General features: G+C 67.0%; 14 protein-coding genes. 6 read left to right on the forward strand and 8 right to left on the reverse strand.

Going from position 1 to position 15,795, the window contains the following annotated elements; genetic code table 11:
* Positions 1–42: 42 nt before the first annotated feature.
* Genes AC57BR_RS12835 through AC57BR_RS12845 form a run of 3 tightly spaced genes read right to left on the reverse strand, consistent with a single transcriptional unit; the run spans position 43 to position 5,076 of the window.
* Positions 43–1,218 carry an acyl-CoA dehydrogenase family protein gene (locus AC57BR_RS12835; RefSeq protein ID WP_496361095.1) on the reverse strand — a complete coding sequence of 392 codons (1,176 nt, stop codon included), beginning with the start codon at positions 1,216–1,218 and terminating at the stop codon, positions 43–45.
* 2 nt (positions 1,219–1,220) lie between these two features.
* Positions 1,221–3,461 (reverse strand): acetyl/propionyl/methylcrotonyl-CoA carboxylase subunit alpha, encoded by a 2,241-nt coding sequence (locus tag AC57BR_RS12840; protein WP_496361097.1) that lies wholly within the window; start codon positions 3,459–3,461, stop codon positions 1,221–1,223.
* Positions 3,462–3,468: 7 nt separating this feature from the next.
* Positions 3,469–5,076, reverse strand: a complete 1,608-nt coding sequence (locus AC57BR_RS12845) for a carboxyl transferase domain-containing protein (protein WP_496361099.1) — start codon at positions 5,074–5,076, stop codon at positions 3,469–3,471.
* Positions 5,077–5,221: 145 nt separating this feature from the next.
* On the opposite strand from AC57BR_RS12845, the gene AC57BR_RS12850 reads away from it, so the two are divergent.
* The gene (locus AC57BR_RS12850) at positions 5,222–5,896 is read left to right on the forward strand and encodes an SACE_7040 family transcriptional regulator (RefSeq protein WP_496361101.1); all 675 of its coding nucleotides are present in this window, start codon (positions 5,222–5,224) and stop codon (positions 5,894–5,896) included.
* A gap of 161 nt (positions 5,897–6,057) precedes the next feature.
* Here AC57BR_RS12850 and AC57BR_RS12855 read toward each other — a convergent pair whose 3' ends face one another.
* The 3 genes from AC57BR_RS12855 to pdhA are packed head-to-tail and all read right to left on the reverse strand — an operon-like array spanning position 6,058 to position 9,646.
* On the reverse strand, positions 6,058–7,452 hold the full coding sequence (locus AC57BR_RS12855; RefSeq protein ID WP_496361103.1) for a dihydrolipoamide acetyltransferase family protein: 1,395 nt from the start codon (positions 7,450–7,452) through the stop codon (positions 6,058–6,060).
* A gap of 8 nt (positions 7,453–7,460) precedes the next feature.
* A complete protein-coding gene (locus AC57BR_RS12860) occupies positions 7,461–8,471 on the reverse strand; it encodes an alpha-ketoacid dehydrogenase subunit beta (protein WP_496361105.1) in 1,011 nt (336 codons plus the stop codon).
* On the reverse strand, positions 8,471–9,646 hold the full coding sequence (pdhA, locus tag AC57BR_RS12865; protein WP_496361107.1) for a pyruvate dehydrogenase (acetyl-transferring) E1 component subunit alpha: 1,176 nt from the start codon (positions 9,644–9,646) through the stop codon (positions 8,471–8,473). The genes AC57BR_RS12860 and pdhA overlap by 1 nt, the downstream gene beginning before the upstream one ends.
* A gap of 196 nt (positions 9,647–9,842) precedes the next feature.
* On the opposite strand from pdhA, the gene AC57BR_RS12870 reads away from it, so the two are divergent.
* The 4 genes from AC57BR_RS12870 (at position 9,843) to AC57BR_RS12885 (ending at position 12,203) form a co-directional block, all read left to right on the forward strand.
* Complete coding sequence (locus AC57BR_RS12870; RefSeq protein ID WP_306921989.1) at positions 9,843–10,316, forward strand: Lrp/AsnC family transcriptional regulator; 474 nt, start codon at positions 9,843–9,845, stop codon at positions 10,314–10,316.
* A gap of 293 nt (positions 10,317–10,609) precedes the next feature.
* Complete coding sequence (locus AC57BR_RS12875) at positions 10,610–11,050, forward strand: hypothetical protein (protein WP_496361110.1); 441 nt, start codon at positions 10,610–10,612, stop codon at positions 11,048–11,050.
* A gap of 127 nt (positions 11,051–11,177) precedes the next feature.
* Positions 11,178–11,582: a DUF4383 domain-containing protein gene (locus tag AC57BR_RS12880; protein ID WP_496361112.1), complete on the forward strand. Its 405-nt coding sequence runs from the start codon at positions 11,178–11,180 to the stop codon at positions 11,580–11,582.
* On the forward strand, positions 11,583–12,203 hold the full coding sequence (locus tag AC57BR_RS12885) for a hypothetical protein (RefSeq protein ID WP_496361114.1): 621 nt from the start codon (positions 11,583–11,585) through the stop codon (positions 12,201–12,203). It begins immediately after the preceding gene.
* A gap of 167 nt (positions 12,204–12,370) precedes the next feature.
* Here the strand turns inward: AC57BR_RS12885 and AC57BR_RS12890 are convergent, their stop codons facing one another.
* Both AC57BR_RS12890 and AC57BR_RS12895 read right to left on the reverse strand, forming a co-directional pair.
* Positions 12,371–13,987 (reverse strand): monocarboxylic acid transporter, encoded by a 1,617-nt coding sequence (locus AC57BR_RS12890; RefSeq protein ID WP_496361116.1) that lies wholly within the window; start codon positions 13,985–13,987, stop codon positions 12,371–12,373.
* Positions 13,984–14,367, reverse strand: coding sequence for a DUF485 domain-containing protein (locus AC57BR_RS12895; RefSeq protein WP_496361118.1), 384 nt, complete (start codon positions 14,365–14,367; stop codon positions 13,984–13,986). The genes AC57BR_RS12890 and AC57BR_RS12895 overlap by 4 nt, the downstream gene beginning before the upstream one ends.
* Positions 14,368–14,531: 164 nt before the next feature.
* On the opposite strand from AC57BR_RS12895, the gene AC57BR_RS12900 reads away from it, so the two are divergent.
* Positions 14,532–15,728 (forward strand): sensor histidine kinase, encoded by a 1,197-nt coding sequence (locus tag AC57BR_RS12900; RefSeq protein WP_496361120.1) that lies wholly within the window; start codon positions 14,532–14,534, stop codon positions 15,726–15,728.
* Positions 15,729–15,795 lie beyond the last annotated feature (67 nt).

A 15,795-nucleotide genomic window follows, 5' to 3' on the forward strand; every position in this document is an offset into this window, starting at 1 on the left:
GGCGTCTCCACAGACTTTCGACAGTCACGGCCACCGGGCCTGCTACAGCCCGAGTTCCCGGGCGATCAGCATCAGCTGGACCTCCGTGGTGCCCTCCCCGACCTCCAGGATCTTGGAGTCCCGGTAGTGGCGCGCCACGGTGAACTCGTTGATGAAGCCATAGCCGCCGAATACCTGGGTGGCATCCCGCGCATTGTCCATGGCCGCCTCGCCTGCGACCATCTTAGCGATGGCCGCCTGGGTCTTGAACGGCTTGCCGGCGAGCATCCGCGCGGCCGCGTCGTAGTACGCCAGGCGGGCCGTGTGGGCGCGGGCTTCCATCCGGGCGATCTTGAACGCGATCGCCTGGTGCTTGCCGATATTGGTCCCGAAGGCGTTGCGGTCCTTGGCGTAGCGGACCGAGAGGTCCACGCAGCCCTGCGCCGCGCCGGTGGCCAGGGCGGCGATGGCGATCCTGCCCTCGTCCAGGATGGACAGGAAGTTGGCGTAGCCGCGCCCGCGTTCCCCCAGCAGATTTGCCTCGGGGACGGTGACGTCGCGCAGCGTCAGGGGGTGCGTGTCCGAGGCGTTCCAGCCCACCTTGTTGTAGGCCTTTTCCGCTTTGAAGCCGGGCGTGTCGGTGGGCACCAGGATGGTGGAGATTTCCTTCTTGATGCTGCCGTCCTTGCGCTCATGCTGGCCCGTGACGGCGGTGACGGTCACCAGCTTGCTGATGTCTGTTCCCGAGTTGGTGATGAACTCCTTGTTGCCGTTGATGATCCATTGTTTTGCGTCCCCGCCCCCTACCAGCCGGGCCGCGGTCTTCGTGCCCCCGGCGTCGGAGCCTGCCTCCGGCTCGGTCAGGCCGAAGCCGGCGAGCGCCTTTCCGGATGCGAGCAGCGGGAGCCATTCCTGTTTCTGGGCCGCGGTGCCGAAACGGTAAACGGGCATGGCGCCAAGGGACACCCCTGCCTCCAGCGTGATGGCGACGGACTGGTCCACCCGCCCCAACTGTTCCAGCGCGAGGGCCAGCGCGAAGTAGTCGCCGCCCATACCGCCGTACTCCTCCGGGAAGGGCAGGCCGAACAGCCCCATGTCGGCCATTTGCGACACCACTTCGTAGGGGAAACTGTGTTCCTCGTCGTGTTTGGTGGAGACGGGGGCCACCACCTCGTCGGCGAATTCGCGGACGGTCTTGCTGAGGTCCTGGTATTCCTCGCTGAGGTCAAAATCGGCCATGGTTAGGCCTCCTTACGTTCTTCTGCTGGATCCTGTGTTGCGGTGCCTGCCGCGTGAATGGTGGCTACGACCTGGTCGGCCTTGACCAGATCGCCTGTGGCGACGGTGATATGGACGGTGCCGGAGACTTCGGCCATGAGTTGGTGTTCCATCTTCATGGCCTCCACGGACAGCAGCACCTGGCCCGCTGCCACCGGATCGCCGTCGCGCACCGCAACGGAGACGACGGTGCCGGGCATGGGTGACCGGACTTCCGGATCTGCGGCACCCTCTTCGCGTTCGACGGCGGCCAGCACCCGCTCCAGGCGGGACTCGCGGGTGAGGACTTCGAGCCCGCAGGACCAGCCGCCGCTGCCCACGTAGACATGCCCCGCCCGCACGGCTCCGCGACGGCCGCCGTCGGCATGTTCCGCCCTTGACACGCCAATGGCGAAGGTGTGCTGCTGGTCCCCCACTTCGAATGTGATGGCGTCGGGTCCGGTGCCGTCGGGTCCGGTGCCGAGGACCCGCACCGCGAGCTCCGGTCCGTTGTCGACACGGACCAGGGCGTGGCCGGCGTCGCCCTGCCAGGTGATGGCCACTGTGGCCATGGCACCGCCGGGAAGACCGAAGCTCATCCGCCACGGCGCCGGCGCTCCGAGGCGCCAGCCCCGGGCGCTGTCCCAAGGGGACAGGGGACCTGCCTGCCCCCCGCCGGTTTCAACGGCCCCGTCGTCGCCAGGCACGGCCCCGACGTCGCCAAGCCAGAACCGCAGGGCGGCCGCTGTCAGCTCCGTGGCGCCGATGTCCCGGAACGCCAGCTCCGGCATCTTGCGGTCGATCAGCGTGGTGTCGAGGCGGCCGGCGCGGACGTCGTCGTCATTAATCAGGAGCCGCAGATACTCCACATTGGTGTCGATGCCGAGGACGGTGTACCGCTCCAGCGCCGCGTCCAGTTTGTCCAGGGCGGCCTTGCGGTCTGTTCCCCAGGCGATGACCTTGGACAGCATGGGGTCGTAATCGCTGGAGATTTCCAGCCCCGGCAGCAGGGATGAGTCGATCCGAACGCCGTGGCTTTGGAAACCAATGCTGGGAGCCGCAGGCCTTTGGGGGCCCGGCAGCCCCAGGGGCGTGAAGAGTCCGCCGTCTTCGTCGAGGAGCACCACCTCGCCCGAGGATGGCAGGAAGTTCCGGTGCGGGGTTTCCGCGTAGACGCGGGCCTCCGCGGCGTGGCCGTTAAGTTCGACGTCGTCCTGTCCGACGGTGAGCACCTCACCGGCGGCGATCCGTACCTGCCATTCGACGAGGTCGACGCCGGTGACCATTTCAGTCACCGGATGTTCCACCTGGAGCCGGGTGTTCATTTCCATGAAGAAGAACTCGTCAGGGGAGTCATCCGAAACGAGAAACTCCACCGTGCCGGCGCCGGTGTAGTGGACACTGCGGGCGGCCTGGCACGCGGCCTCGCCGATCTTCGCACGGACCGCCCCGCCGTCGGACAGGGATTCCAGCAGCGGTGACGGCGCCTCCTCGATGACCTTCTGGTGCCGCCGCTGCAGGGAACATTCGCGCTCCCCCAGATGGATCACGTTGCCGTGCGTGTCGGCCAGGACCTGCACCTCGATGTGCCGCGGGGACGTCACCAGGCGTTCCAGAAAGAGGGTGTCGTCTCCAAACGCGCTCGCAGCCACGCGCCGTGCGGTTGCCAGGGCGGCCGGCAGGTCCTTCGGCCGCTCGACGGCATGCATTCCCTTGCCGCCGCCGCCCGCCGAGGGCTTGATGAGCAGGGGGAAGCCCACGGCCGGGGCGGCGGCGATGAGTTCCTCATCGGTCATGCCGGGCTCGGCGATGCCCGGGACCACCGGAACGCCGTACCCAGCCACGTGGTTCTTCGACCGGATCTTGTCGCCCATGACCTCCAGGGCCTCGACCCCGGGGCCGATGAAGGCGATGCCGGCATTCTTCAGAGCCCGGGCGAAGTCGGCGTTCTCACTGAGGAAGCCGTAGCCGGGATGCACCGCCCGCGCGCCCGTGTCCTGGCAGGCCCTGATGATCGCCTCGATGCTGAGGTAGCTCTGGGCCGCCGCAGCGGGCCCGATCCGGACGGCGGCGTCGGCTTCGCGCACGTGGCGGGCACCGGCGTCGGCATCGCTGTAGACCGCAACCGAACGGATGCCCATGGCGCGCAGGGTCCTGATCACCCGGCAGGCAATCTCTCCCCGGTTGGCCACCAGGACGGTGCGGAACATGTTCTCAGTAGTCATCTCGGGCTCACATTCGGAAGAGGCCGAAGGAGGTCTCCGGCAGCGGAACACGGGACACGACGTCGAGCGCCAGGCCCAGCACGGTGCGGGTGTCCGCGGGGTCGATCACGCCGTCGTCCCACAGGCGGGCCGTCGAGTAGTAGGGGCTGCCCTGGTCCTCATACTGCTGCCGGATGGGTGCCTTGAACGCCTCTTCATCCTCCGCTGACCACTCCTGCCCGGCCGCCTCGAACTGGTCGCGCTTGACGGTCGCCAGGACGCTGGAGGCCTGGTTGCCGCCCATGACGGAGATCCGGCTGGCTGGCCACATCCACAGAAAGCGCGGTGAATAGGCCCGGCCGCACATCGAGTAGTTGCCGGCACCGAAGGACCCGCCGATCACCACGGTCAGCTTGGGCACGCGGGTGGTGGCAACGGCGGTAACCATCTTCGCGCCGTTCTTGGCAATCCCGCCCTGCTCGTAGTCCTTGCCCACCATGAAACCGGAGATGTTCTGCAGGAAGAGGAGCGGAATGCCCCGCTGGTCGCACAGTTCAATGAAGTGGGCGCCCTTGAGTGCCGACTCGCTGAACAGCACGCCGTTATTGGCCACGATGCCGACAGGGTGTCCGTGGAGCCTGGCGAATCCCGTCACGAGGGTGGCGCCGTAGTTCTTCTTGAACTCGTGGAAGCGGCTGCCATCCACCAGCCGGGCGATCACTTCGCGGACGTCGTACTGCGCGTTGACGTCCGTGGGGACGGCGCCGTAGAGCTGGCCGGGCTCGGCAGCCGGTTCGACGGGGATGTCCACGTCCCAGGACGGCGCGGCGGGCCGGGGCAGCGTTGCGACGATGTCACGGACGATCTGCAGGGCGTGTTCGTCATTTTCGGCGAGATGGTCTGTAACGCCGGAGATCCTGGAGTGCACGTCGCCGCCACCGAGCTCCTCCGCGCTGACAATCTCGCCTATGGCGGCCTTCACGAGGGGCGGGCCGCCGAGGAAGATTGTCCCCTGGTTGCGGACAATCACCGTTTCATCGCTCATTGCGGGAACGTAGGCGCCGCCCGCGGTGCAGGAGCCCATAACGGAAGCGATCTGGGGAATGCCGGCAGCGGACATGCGGGCCTGGTTGTAGAAGATCCGGCCGAAGTGGTCCCGGTCCGGGAAGACCTCGTCCTGCTTGGGGAGGAAGGCGCCGCCGGAATCCACGAGGTAGATGCACGGGAGCCGGTTCTCGAGCGCGATCTCCTGGGCGCGGAGGTGTTTCTTCACGGTCATGGGATAGTAGGTGCCGCCCTTGACGGTGGCGTCGTTGGAAATCACCAGCACGTGGCGGCCGTGCACCAGGCCGATGCCCGCGATGATGCCGGCGCCGGGTGAATCGTCGTTGTACATGCCGTTCGCGGCCAGCGGGGCGATCTCAAGGAAGGGGCTGCCGTCGTCGAGAAGGCGGTCGATCCGCTCCCGGGGAAGCAGCTTGCCGCGGGCCATGTGCCGCTCCCGGGATTTCTCCGGCCCGCCCACGGCCGCCGTCGCAAGCCGTTTCCGCAGCTCATCGGCGAGCGCGCGCTGCGCAAGGCTGTTGGCCTCGAACGCGCTGCCGGCGGTATCCAGCCGGCTGGCGAGTGTCTCCATTGACCGCTTCCATTCCCGGGCACCTCCGGCGGCAGTCCTGCCGCGTTTTCGGTTAGTGCCTCGTAACTGAGTTTAGGTTAGTCTCTAGTAACTGTGATGTCCAACACAGGATGTTGGTAGAGTTCTTGGGTTCCGAGGAGGAAATGTGCCCACCACAGATCACGGAGAGCTCACCGCTGCCGGCCAGACCGCAGCCGGCCATGAGACAGCCGGCCCCACCCAGCGCAGCCGGGCGAAGGAGTCCCGCCGGCAGGCGCTCCTGTCCGCAGCGGCCACGCTCTTCGCCGTCAACGGGTTCAACCGGGTCTCCCTTGAGGACCTTGGCGCCGCCGCAGGCGTGAGCGGACCCGCCGTGTACCGCCATTTCCCCGGAAAGCAGGCCGTGCTGGGAGCGCTGCTGCTCACCGTCAGCCAGGACCTGCTCGACGGCGGCCGCCACGTGGTGGCCGACGCCGCCGATCCCTCCGCGGCACTGTCCCGGCTGGTGCAGTTCCACGTGGACTTTGCCCTCAGCAACCCCGACGTGATCCGGGTGCAGGACAGGGATTTCAGCAACCTGACCGGCGAGGACCAGGCCCAGGTGCGCGCCCTGCAGCGCAGCTACGTGGAAGTGTGGGTGGACGTGCTGGCTGGCATCCACGGCACCACGGATACCGCAGACCTCCGCATGCGCGCCCACGCGACGTTCGGCCTGATCAACTCCACGCCGCACTCTGTCCGCAACCACGGCCGGCGGATGGCCATCAAGTCCGCGCGGCCGCTCCTGGAGAACATGGCGCTTGCGGCCCTGCTGGTGACAGCCAGCCCGCTGGCCGAGTAAGCCTGCTGGCCGGTTGGCCGCACTGCCCCGGCCTCCCTGCCAGGTTCCGCGCCAAAACGGGGCACTTTGAAACGGGGCACTTTGACATGGACACGCCGGGGTTTGGGCGATTAAACCCCGGTTGCGGCGTCAAAGTGCCCCGTTTTGGTTGCAGGTTGCGGCTAGGCCATCGCGAAGGCCATGCCGGGATCCGCGAGGAGGGCGCCGACGTCGGCCAGGAACCGGGATCCCTGCTCGCCGTCCACGAGCCGGTGGTCGAAGGACAGGCTCAGCGTCATGACCTGCCTCAGCGCGACCTGGTCCTGGTACTCCCACGGGGTCTTGCGTACGGCGCCCATGGCGAGGATGGCAGCCTCCCCCGGGTTGAGGATGGGTGTGCCGGCGTCGATCCCAAAGACACCAATGTTGGTGATGGAGATGGTGCCGCCGGAGAGGTCTTCCGGGCTGGTCTTGCCGGCCCGGGCGGTGTCCGTCAGTTCCGCGAGCGCCGCGGACAGGTCGATGAGCGTCAGGCGGTCGGCATCTTTGATGTTGGGAACAGTGAGGCCCCGCGGCGTTGCGGCTGCGATGCCGAGGTTCACGTAGTTGAACTGCACGATCTCCTGGTTGGCCTCATCCCACTTCGCGTTCAGGCCGGGATTGCGCCGCAGGGCGATCAGCACAGCCCTGGCCACGAGGGTCAGCGGTGTGAGCTTGTGACCGGCAAAGGGCTTGCTTTCCTTGAGCCTGGCCAGCAGTTCCATGGCCGGAGTGACGTCGACCGTCAGGAACTCCGTCACATGCGGCGCCGTGAAGGCGCTGCTGACCATGGCAGCCGCCGTGAATTTGCGGACGCCCTTAATAGGCGTACGCACCTCACGGTCGCCCCGGGCCGTCGCGGACTGGGGCGCCGTTTCCTGTGCCGCCAGCTCCTGGGCGGCCGCGGGAAGGTCCCCGCCGCCCACGAAATTGCGCACATCGTCACGGGTAATCAGCCCGCCGGGGCCGGTCCCGGCCACCTTCTCCAGATCCACGCCGAGGTCCCTGGCAAGCTTCCGGACGGGCGGCGTTGAACGGGGCCGCTCGGCGGGGTTGGTAGCGGCAGGCTTGGTTTCGACAGGCTTGGTTTCGACAGGCATGGTTTCGACAGGCATGGTTTCGACAGGCTTGGTTTCGACAGGCTCAACCACCGGAGGGGCGGGCTCGGCCAGCGTGCGCTGCCGGCGGACGGGGCGGCCGGTGCTTTCGACGACGGCGCCGTACCCGACGAGGTTGGGTTCCCTCTTGGGGAGCGGCGCTTCAGCCGGAGCGGCAGCGCCGGGCTGGTTACCGGCGTCGTCCTTCACCTCGAACGAGACAATCGGTTTGCCCACCTCCACCACGGTTCCCGGCTGTTCATGCAGGGCCGTGATCACGCCCGCGAACGGTGAGGGCAGCTCCACCACGGCTTTTGCCGTCTCCACCTCTGCGATGATCTGGTTCAGGCTGACGGTGTCGCCGACCCCCACCTTCCAGCTGACGATTTCGGATTCGGTCAGTCCTTCGCCGAGATCGGGCAGCCGGAATTCCTTGATCATGGTGGCGGTCATCCTTCCAGCCCGCTCAGCGAATTCGGCCGGCCCAGCGCGCGATCGACGCCGTCGAGGATCCGGTCAAGATTCGGAAGGTGGTGCATCTCCACCTTCGAATAGGGATACGGCACGTCAAAGCCGGTGATGCGGACCGGCGCCGCCTCCAGGTGATAGAAGCAGCGCTCGGTGATGCTGGCCGCAACCTCCGCGCCGAGCCCGCCTGACTGCCCGGCCTCGTGGGTGATCACCAGCCTGCCGGTCTTGCGCACCGAGGCTTCAACGGTGGCGAAGTCCACAGGAGCCAGGGACCGCAGGTCAATGACCTCAACCGAGACGCCTTCGTCAGCGGCCGCCGTGGCGGCATCGCGGGCCGTTTTCACCAGTGGCCCATAGGCCACGAGCGTGACGTCGCTGCCGTCAGAGACCACCCGCGCCTGGCCCATCGGCGGGGCTGAACCGGGATCCAGTGACTCGTCCACCTCTCCTTTGTCGTGGTAGCGGCGCTTGGGCTCAAAGAACACCACGGGGTCATCACAGGAAATGGCCTGCTGGATCATGGTGTGGGCGTCCTGCGGGCTGGCCGGAGTGACCACCCGCAGGCCTGCCGTGTGGGCGAAGTAGGCCTCCGGCGATTCGGAGTGGTGCTCCGGGGACCCGATGCCGCCGCCGAACGGGATCCGGATGGTGATGGGCATTTTCACGGTGCCCCGGCTGCGGTAGTGCATCTTCGCCACCTGGGACACGATCTGGTCGAACGCGGGATACACGAAGCCGTCGAACTGGATTTCCACCACCGGCCGGTACCCGCGGTAGGCCAGGCCAACCGCGGTGCCCACAATGCCGGACTCAGCCAGCGGCGTGTCCACGACGCGGTGCTTGCCGAAGTCCTTCTGCAGCCCGTCGGTCACGCGGAAGACGCCGCCCAGGGTGCCGATGTCCTCGCCCATGAGGACCACTTTGGGATCGTTGTCGAGGGATCTGCGGAGGCCGGAGTTGATTGCCCGCGCAAAGGTCATCTGCGTCATCAGCGTGCACCTTCTTCTTGTGTTGCCGCTTCGGGATCGCCGAAGGTGGCAAGGTACCGGGAGTAGTGGTCCTGCTGGCGGTCCAGCCAGGAATTCGGGGTGCTGTAGACGTGCTTGAAGACGTCGAGGGGTTCGGGGTCCGGCATGCCAGTGCAGCCGGCGCGCAGTTCACGGGCGACGGCGTCTGCCTTGGTCCGCACACCTGCTTCAAACTCCTCGGTGAACAGGCCTTTGCGGTCAAGCAGCGCATGGACCCGGCCGATCGGATCCCTGGCCGCCCAGTCCTCGAGCTCATTGGCATCGCGGTACCGGGTGGGATCATCCGCCGTAGTATGCGGCCCCATCCTGTAGGTGACGGCCTCGATGAAGGTGGGACCGCCGCCCCGGCGGGCCCGGTCGAGGGCCACTCGGGTGGCAGCCATGACCGCCAGCACGTCGTTGCCGTCGACCCTCATGCTGGGGATGCCGAAGCCGGCCCCGCGTTCCACAAGCTGGGTGTGGGACTGGAGGCGCACCGGTTCGGAGATGGCCCAGTGGTTGTTCTGACAGAAGAGCACCAGGGGCACCTGGAAGCTGGCGGCAAACACCATGGCCTCGTTGACATCACCCTCGCTGGTGGCGCCGTCACCGAAGTACACAATAGCGGCGGAGTCGGCGCCATCGTTCTGGATTCCCATGGCGTACCCGGTGGCATGCAGCGTCTGCGCGCCGATGACGATCTGCGGGATGGCCATGTTGACCGTGTACGGGTCCCAGCCGCCGGAGGCAGCGCCGCGCCAGACACGCAGGATGTCCGCCAGGTCCACCCCGCGGCAGTAAGCCACGCCGTTCTCGCGGTAGCTCGGGAAAATAAAGTCGTCATCCCGCAGTGCCCGCACGGATCCCACCTGCGAGGCCTCCTGGCCCAGCAGAGGCGGCCACAGGCCAAGTTCGCCCTGGCGCTGCAGCGCGGTTGCCTCTTTGTCGATCCGCCGGATCACCACCAGGTCCTCGTAAAGCGAGCACAGCTGCTCGTCTGATACGTCCCTGACCCAGGGGTCATACTCCGGATGGCTGACGCGCTCCCCCGCGGGGGTGATCAGCTGAACCATGCTGTGGCCTGCGCCACCCTGGTTCCCTGCTTTGTTGTCGTGGCCGGCGGCTGTTTTGCCCTGGCCCGCATCGTCTGTCACCACTGTTGCCGCAACCTTCTGACGTCGTGTAACCATCCCGCGGCAGGACTCGTGATACCGCCGCGTTCCGGCCCCCCGGGCGCCTTTGCCCCGGTTAATTGTGACCATACTCACAATGCTCAGGTGGTACAACCACCGCGGCTAAAACTGAGCACAATGCACTGTTTGGTGGCTCCGGACCGTGCTAGCCTTGCGCATTATGCAAGCTTTGGATGGCACAGACACCCGGCTGCTCTCTGCTCTGGCACAGGACCCGCGCCGCACTGTGGTGGCCCTCGCCCAGAAGCTCGGCCTCTCCCGCAACACCGTCCAGGCGCGGATGGCCCAGCTCGAGAAGAAGCACGCCTTCCTGTCGTTCGAGCGGCGCATCAATCCGGTGTCCCTGGGCTATCCGCTGATGGCTTTCATCTCCGTGCATGTCCAGCAGCAAAAGCTCGGCTCCCTTGCCGAGGAACTGGCAGCCGTGCCGGAAATCCTCGAAGGCTACGGCCTGACCGGCTCGGCCGACCTGCTGCTGCGCGTGGTGGCACTGGACGCCGAAGACCTCTTCCGGATCAACGGGAAGATCCTGGCCTGCGACGGTGTCGAGAGGACCGATACCGCCCTGGCCATGGGTGAGCTGATTCCGTTCCGGATCCAGCCATTGCTGGAGCGCAACTCAGCTGAGGACTGATCGCAGCGGACGCGTAACCACGGGAAAACATCGCTGTTCCGGGCCGCCGGCGCTATAGGCTATTCCACAAAAGTGACCGGGCGCCGGCTGTGCCCCGTTAGTTGGGGCGCCGCTTGTGCGGTGCCGGAAAGGCCCACCCTTTGAGCAACCCCCCGCTCCCCCCGCAGCAGCCCGGCGCTCAGCAGCCCGGCCCCTACCCACCAGGACCGCAGCAGCCCGGCCCCTACCCACCAGGACCGCAGCAGCCCCTTGGCCGGCGGCGGCTCCCGCCTTCCCCTTTCGGCCTGCCCGGCATGCCTCCTGCCAACAGCCGGAAGGGCCTGTGGATCGTCCTGGGCATTGTGGCGGGCGTGCTCCTGCTGGTGGTCGTCGGGGTGCTGCTTCTGGTGAACCTGGTGGGCGGAGCCACGCGGCAGGCCGGGGACCTCGCGGACAGCTTCACCAGGCTCGTCATCGCCGGAGACACGGGCAAGGCCTACAACGACTACATGGACCCGAGCCTCAAGGCGCAGCTGTCACGGGAGGAGTTCGATTCCGGCGTCAAGAGCCTCCAGCTGGACCCCTCCTGCACCACGGCGTACGACGACCTCAAGGTCAGCGACCAGAACGGCAGCAAAATCGCGGATGTCGCCGGGCTCATCAAATGCCAGGGCAAGGACATCGAGCTCGTGTACCGCTTCGCCGGCAAGGACGACCTCAAGATGGTCACCATCCGGCTCCGGCCAAAAGCCTGACTCTCTTTCAGACCGCCCACCCATCCAAGCGCACAGCGGACCCGAATTGCTTCCGGGAGTCCCGCCCGGGGCTCCGAAAAACTGGCCAGGGCACTGACCCGGCCAGCAACCGGAAGGAATTTGGGCCATGCGCAACTCACCGAACCGACTTATTGCCACGGTCTTCGGAGCTGTTTACCTCCTGGTGGGCCTCGTCGGCTTCGCCGTGACCTCGGGAGTCGGCTTCTTCTCCACCGAAGGGGCCAACCTGATCATTTTCGAGGTCAACCCGCTGCACAACGTGATCCACCTGGCCATCGGCGCCGCCCTGCTCTACGCGGGGGTCAAGGACATCCAGCTTGCGCGCACCGTCAACACGGCAGTGGGGGCGGTATACCTGCTGGTCGGTATCCTCGGCCTGTTCCTGCTCAGCTCGCCGCTGAACATCATTGCCCTCAACGGCGCGGACAACGTTCTCCACCTGGCGAGCGCCGTCCTGCTGCTCGGCGTCGGCCTGTCCCTGGACAAGGTCCCCGCCACGGCCCGTGCCTAGATGACCCCGCGCCTAAAGATGGTGACCGGCCAGGCCATCGCGGCACCCCCGGCAACGCAGGAAACGTTCCGTTCCGATGCCGTGCGGCTCGTCGCCGGCTTTGCCGGCCTCGGCGCCGCAGCGGTGAACCTCGCCGTCGCCTCCAGCCTGTTTGCCGCCGTCGGCCCTGCCCTCCCAGTGAGGGCGGCCGGCGCCGCGGCCGCGCTGCTCTGGGGAGCGGCCCTGCTGGGGTGGACGGTTGCCGGACTGAGCAGAAACCGCTTCCCGTTGCCGCGGGCCTCCACCCTCCTGCTGCCTGCGGCTGCCGCGGCGCATGTGGCGGCCATTGTTCTGGGCGCCGGCAGCGGCATGGCGGGCCTGGGCATCAGCCACCTCGCGGCCCTGCTGCTGACCCTCATGATCCTGGCGGCCACATCGTGGCTTGGCCGCACATCCCCCAATCTTCCCGGCGGATCGGGCCGGAACGCGCCGGCCCGCATGGGCGCCGGAGCGCTGCTCGGCGCCGCTTTCACCGGTGCGCTGCTGGTTGCCGCCATCACGACGCCGGGACTCGCCGCATCGACGGCGGGCCAGTTCGCAGTGCCACACGGTGAACACATCGGGGGCCACCACTCGCCTTGAGTCGCGGGCTTACCCCGGACGGCGCCCAGCCCGACGGCGGCAGACACGGCAGGAGCCCCCGCGCGGTGCGCGGGGGCTCCTGCCTGTTCGTCGGGTTCTAACGAAGGACGGGTTTTACCGGAGGACGGGTTCTACCGGAGGACGGAGTTTGCGCGAACCGGAAGCGGCTAGTGCTCCACGGCCTTCTCGGCGCCGACCCCGGTCAGCGACCGGACTTCCATTTCGGCCTGCTTGCCGCGGTCCTCCTGCCTCTTGTCCAGCACCGTGCCGAGCCAGCCCAGCAGGAAGGCCAGCGGGATGGACACGATGCCCGGGTTGCTGAGCGGGAAGACAGCGAAGTTGGCGCCCTTGATCATGGAGGTCGCAGTGCCCGACACCACCGGGGAGAGCGCGATCAGGATGATGGCCGACGCGAGCCCGCCGTACATGCTCCAGACGGCACCCTGCGTGGTGAACCGGCGCCAGAACAGGGAGTAGATGATGGTGGGCAGGTTGGCGGAGGCCGCGACTGCAAACGCCAGGGCCACCAGGAACGCCACGTTCTGGCCGTTGGCAAAGATCCCGCCCAGGATGGCGAGGATGCCAATCACAATCACAGTGCGGCGGGCCACCTTAACTTCGGTGTCGGCGTCGGCCTTCCCCTTGGCGATGACGTTGGCATAAATATCATGGGCGAACGAGGCGGCGGCGGTGATCGTGAGGCCGGCAACCACGGCAAGGATCGTGGCGAAAGCCACGGCCGAAATGAAGCCCAGCAGCAACGGGCCACCCAAGTGGAAGGCCAAAAGCGGCGCCGCGGAATTGACCCCGCCCGGGGCCCCCTTGATGGTGTCCGCCCCCACGAGGGCAGCGGCGCCGTAGCCGAGGACCAGAGTGAAGATGTAGAACAGCCCGATCAGCCAGATGGACCACACGACTGATTTGCGGGCTTCTTTGGCGGTGGGCACCGTGTAGAAGCGCATCAGCACGTGCGGCAGGGCGGCCGTCCCCAGCACCAGGGCCAGGCCGAGGGACATGAAGTCCAGCTTGGAGGTTTCCGTCTTCCCGTACTGCAGGCCGGGGTTGAGCACAGCCGGGTTGTTGGCCGCGTCAACCGCGCCGCCCAGCAGGCTGGAAAGGTTGAAGCCGTAGATGGCCAAAACCCAGAGCGTCATGACGGCGGCACCGGCGATGAGCAGGATGGCCTTGATGATCTGCACCCACGTGGTGCCCTTCATCCCGCCGATCAGGACATACATGATCATCAGCGCACCGACGACGATGATTACCAGTGCCTGTCCGCCCCAGTCACTGATGCCGAGCAGGAGCGAGATCAGGCTTCCGGCGCCGGCCATCTGGGCCAGGAGGTAGAAGAAGCAGACGGCCAGCGTGGAGATGGCGGCCGCGATGCGCACCGGCTTCTGCCGAAGACGGAACGAAAGGACGTCGGCCATGGTGAACTTGCCGGTGTTCCGGAGCAGTTCCGCCACCAGCAGGAGCGCCACCAGCCAGGCGACCAGGAAGCCGATGGAATACATGAAGCCGTCGTAGCCGTTGACGGCGATGGCGCCGGTGATGCCCAGGAAGGATGCAGCGGACAGATAGTCGCCCGCGATGGCGGTGCCGTTCTGCGAGCCGGTGAAGGAACGGCCGGCGGCATAGTAATCGGCGGCCGTCTTGTTGTTCCGGCTGGCCCGGAGAACGATGACCATGGTGACGGCGACGAACAGGGCGAAAATGCCCATGTTCAGCAGCGTGGTGTCCTTGAGGGCGGCAACGTCAACCGCTGCGGGAATGGTGATCATTTTGCCCCTCCACCCTGTGCGTTGCTGCCGGTTTTGTCATACTCGTGGCCTTCAATGCCGTGCCGGATGTCCGCGGCGATCGGGTCCAGGCGCCGGTTCGAGTAGCTGACGTACCAGCCGGTGATGGCGAACGTGGTCACGAACTGCAGCAGGCCCATGATGATGCCTACGTTGATGTTGCCCCACACCTTGGTGGACATGAAGTCCACGGCGTAGGCGGCAAGGATGACGTATGCGAAGTACCAGAGCAGAAACGCGATGGCCATCGGGAACACAAAGTTGCGGTGGCGCTTGCGCAGGTCTTTGAACTGCTGCGTGGCCTGGACTTCCTCGAAGTCCACGGACGCCGCCGCGTCCTTGGTTCGGGCATCGTTACCCATCATTCCTCCTCATTGAGACTGGCTCACACACGGCCGCACTTCACGAGCCAATGTGACTGCCATCACTGTGCGTCGCGGCGTGGACGATAAACCAGTGGTTGCCCGCCGCCCGTCGGCCAGCGGCGGCGATGCTGCGCCAAACGGCACGCGCTACGCTGGGCAGCATGCCGGATTCCCCCCTTTATTCCGCAGCCGCCGTGGCCGTCATCGCGCTGGCGGTGGCCCTCGTCGTCGCCGTCGGGCTCAAGGTGCTGCGCTCCTTCCGCGAGCTTGGCACCGATGCCGAGCGGGCCACCTACAACACCCTCCACGCCGCCTCGAAAGCCGGCCGGCACCTGCGGACCGGCTTGAACCCCGCGGGCGCCACCAAGGCCAGCCGCCAGCTGCGCACCCTGCTTGGCTGTGATGCGCTGGCCATCCTGGATGTGTCCGGTGTGCTGGCCTGGGACGGGACGGCGGAGGAACTGCGGCCAGGGCTGATGGGGCTCGCCGCCGACGTGCTCTCCAGTGGCAGGACCCAGGTGTTCAATGCCGCCGACCTGCAGCTCCACTCCCCCAAATCCGGGTCAGTCGCGGCCGCCGTCATAGCTCCCGTCCGGGCCGGCTCGCGCGTGGTGGGAGCGGTTGCCGCCTTCGCCCCGCAAGCGGGGGCAGGGCTGGTGCGCGCCACCACCGAGGTGGCCGACTGGGTGGCCGCCCAGGTCGAGCTGGCCGAGCTGGACGCCTCCCGGACGCTCCTGATGGAGGCGGAGGTGCGGGCCCTCCGTGCCCAGATCAGCCCGCACTTCATCTACAATTCGCTGAACGCCATCGCCTCCTTCATCAACACTGATCCGGCCCGGGCGCGGGAACTGGTGGTGGAGTTTGCGGACTTCACCCGGTACTCCTTCCGACGGCACGGGGACTTCACCACGCTGGCTGAGGAGCTGCGCTGCATCGACAGGTACCTGCTGCTGGAGCGGGCCCGGTTCGGCGAGCGGGTCCAGGTCAGCCTGCGGATTGCGCCGGAGGTCCTGAGCACGGTGATCCCCTTCCTGAGCCTGCAGCCGCTCGTGGAGAATGCGGTCCGGCACGGTCTGGAAGCGAAGGAGGGGCCGGGCCACATCACCATCTCCGCCAACGATTCGGGCGCGTTCGCCGAGGTCACCATCGAGGACGACGGCGTGGGGATGGACCCGGTTCAGCTGCAGTCCATGCTGGCCGGCCACCTGGACGGTGAGCACGTGGGCCTGCGGAACGTCGATGCCCGGCTCCGGCAGGTGTACGGCGACGAGCACGGCCTGGTGATCGAGACGGCTCCCGGCGAGGGCACGCTCATCACCATGCGGGTCCCCAAGTCCCAGCCGGACCACGATGCCTGAAATGCCTGAATTTGCCGGCGCCGGACGTTCCCCGGCCCGAAGCTGCGGGCCCGAAAGATAACCTAGG

The organism is Arthrobacter sp. BGA-UO-ETr-C19 (assembly GCF_059568005.1).

Excerpts from the sequence above, each read along its gene's own strand:
- AC57BR_RS12835 (WP_496361095.1), bottom strand. The coding sequence starts at position 1,218 with ATGGCCGATTTTGACCTCAGCGAGGAATACCAGGACCTCAGCAAGACC.
- AC57BR_RS12840 (WP_496361097.1), bottom strand. The coding sequence starts at position 3,461 with ATGACTACTGAGAACATGTTCCGCACCGTCCTGGTGGCCAACCGGGGA.
- AC57BR_RS12845 (WP_496361099.1), bottom strand. The coding sequence starts at position 5,076 with ATGGAGACACTCGCCAGCCGGCTGGATACCGCCGGCAGCGCGTTCGAG.
- AC57BR_RS12855 (WP_496361103.1), bottom strand. The coding sequence starts at position 7,452 with ATGATCAAGGAATTCCGGCTGCCCGATCTCGGCGAAGGACTGACCGAA.
- AC57BR_RS12860 (WP_496361105.1), bottom strand. The coding sequence starts at position 8,471 with ATGACGCAGATGACCTTTGCGCGGGCAATCAACTCCGGCCTCCGCAGA.
- AC57BR_RS12870 (WP_306921989.1), top strand. The coding sequence starts at position 9,843 with ATGCAAGCTTTGGATGGCACAGACACCCGGCTGCTCTCTGCTCTGGCA.
- AC57BR_RS12875 (WP_496361110.1), top strand. The coding sequence starts at position 10,610 with ATGCCTCCTGCCAACAGCCGGAAGGGCCTGTGGATCGTCCTGGGCATT.
- AC57BR_RS12880 (WP_496361112.1), top strand. The coding sequence starts at position 11,178 with ATGCGCAACTCACCGAACCGACTTATTGCCACGGTCTTCGGAGCTGTT.
- AC57BR_RS12885 (WP_496361114.1), top strand. The coding sequence starts at position 11,583 with ATGACCCCGCGCCTAAAGATGGTGACCGGCCAGGCCATCGCGGCACCC.
- AC57BR_RS12890 (WP_496361116.1), bottom strand. The coding sequence starts at position 13,987 with ATGATCACCATTCCCGCAGCGGTTGACGTTGCCGCCCTCAAGGACACC.
- AC57BR_RS12895 (WP_496361118.1), bottom strand. The coding sequence starts at position 14,367 with ATGGGTAACGATGCCCGAACCAAGGACGCGGCGGCGTCCGTGGACTTC.
- AC57BR_RS12900 (WP_496361120.1), top strand. The coding sequence starts at position 14,532 with ATGCCGGATTCCCCCCTTTATTCCGCAGCCGCCGTGGCCGTCATCGCG.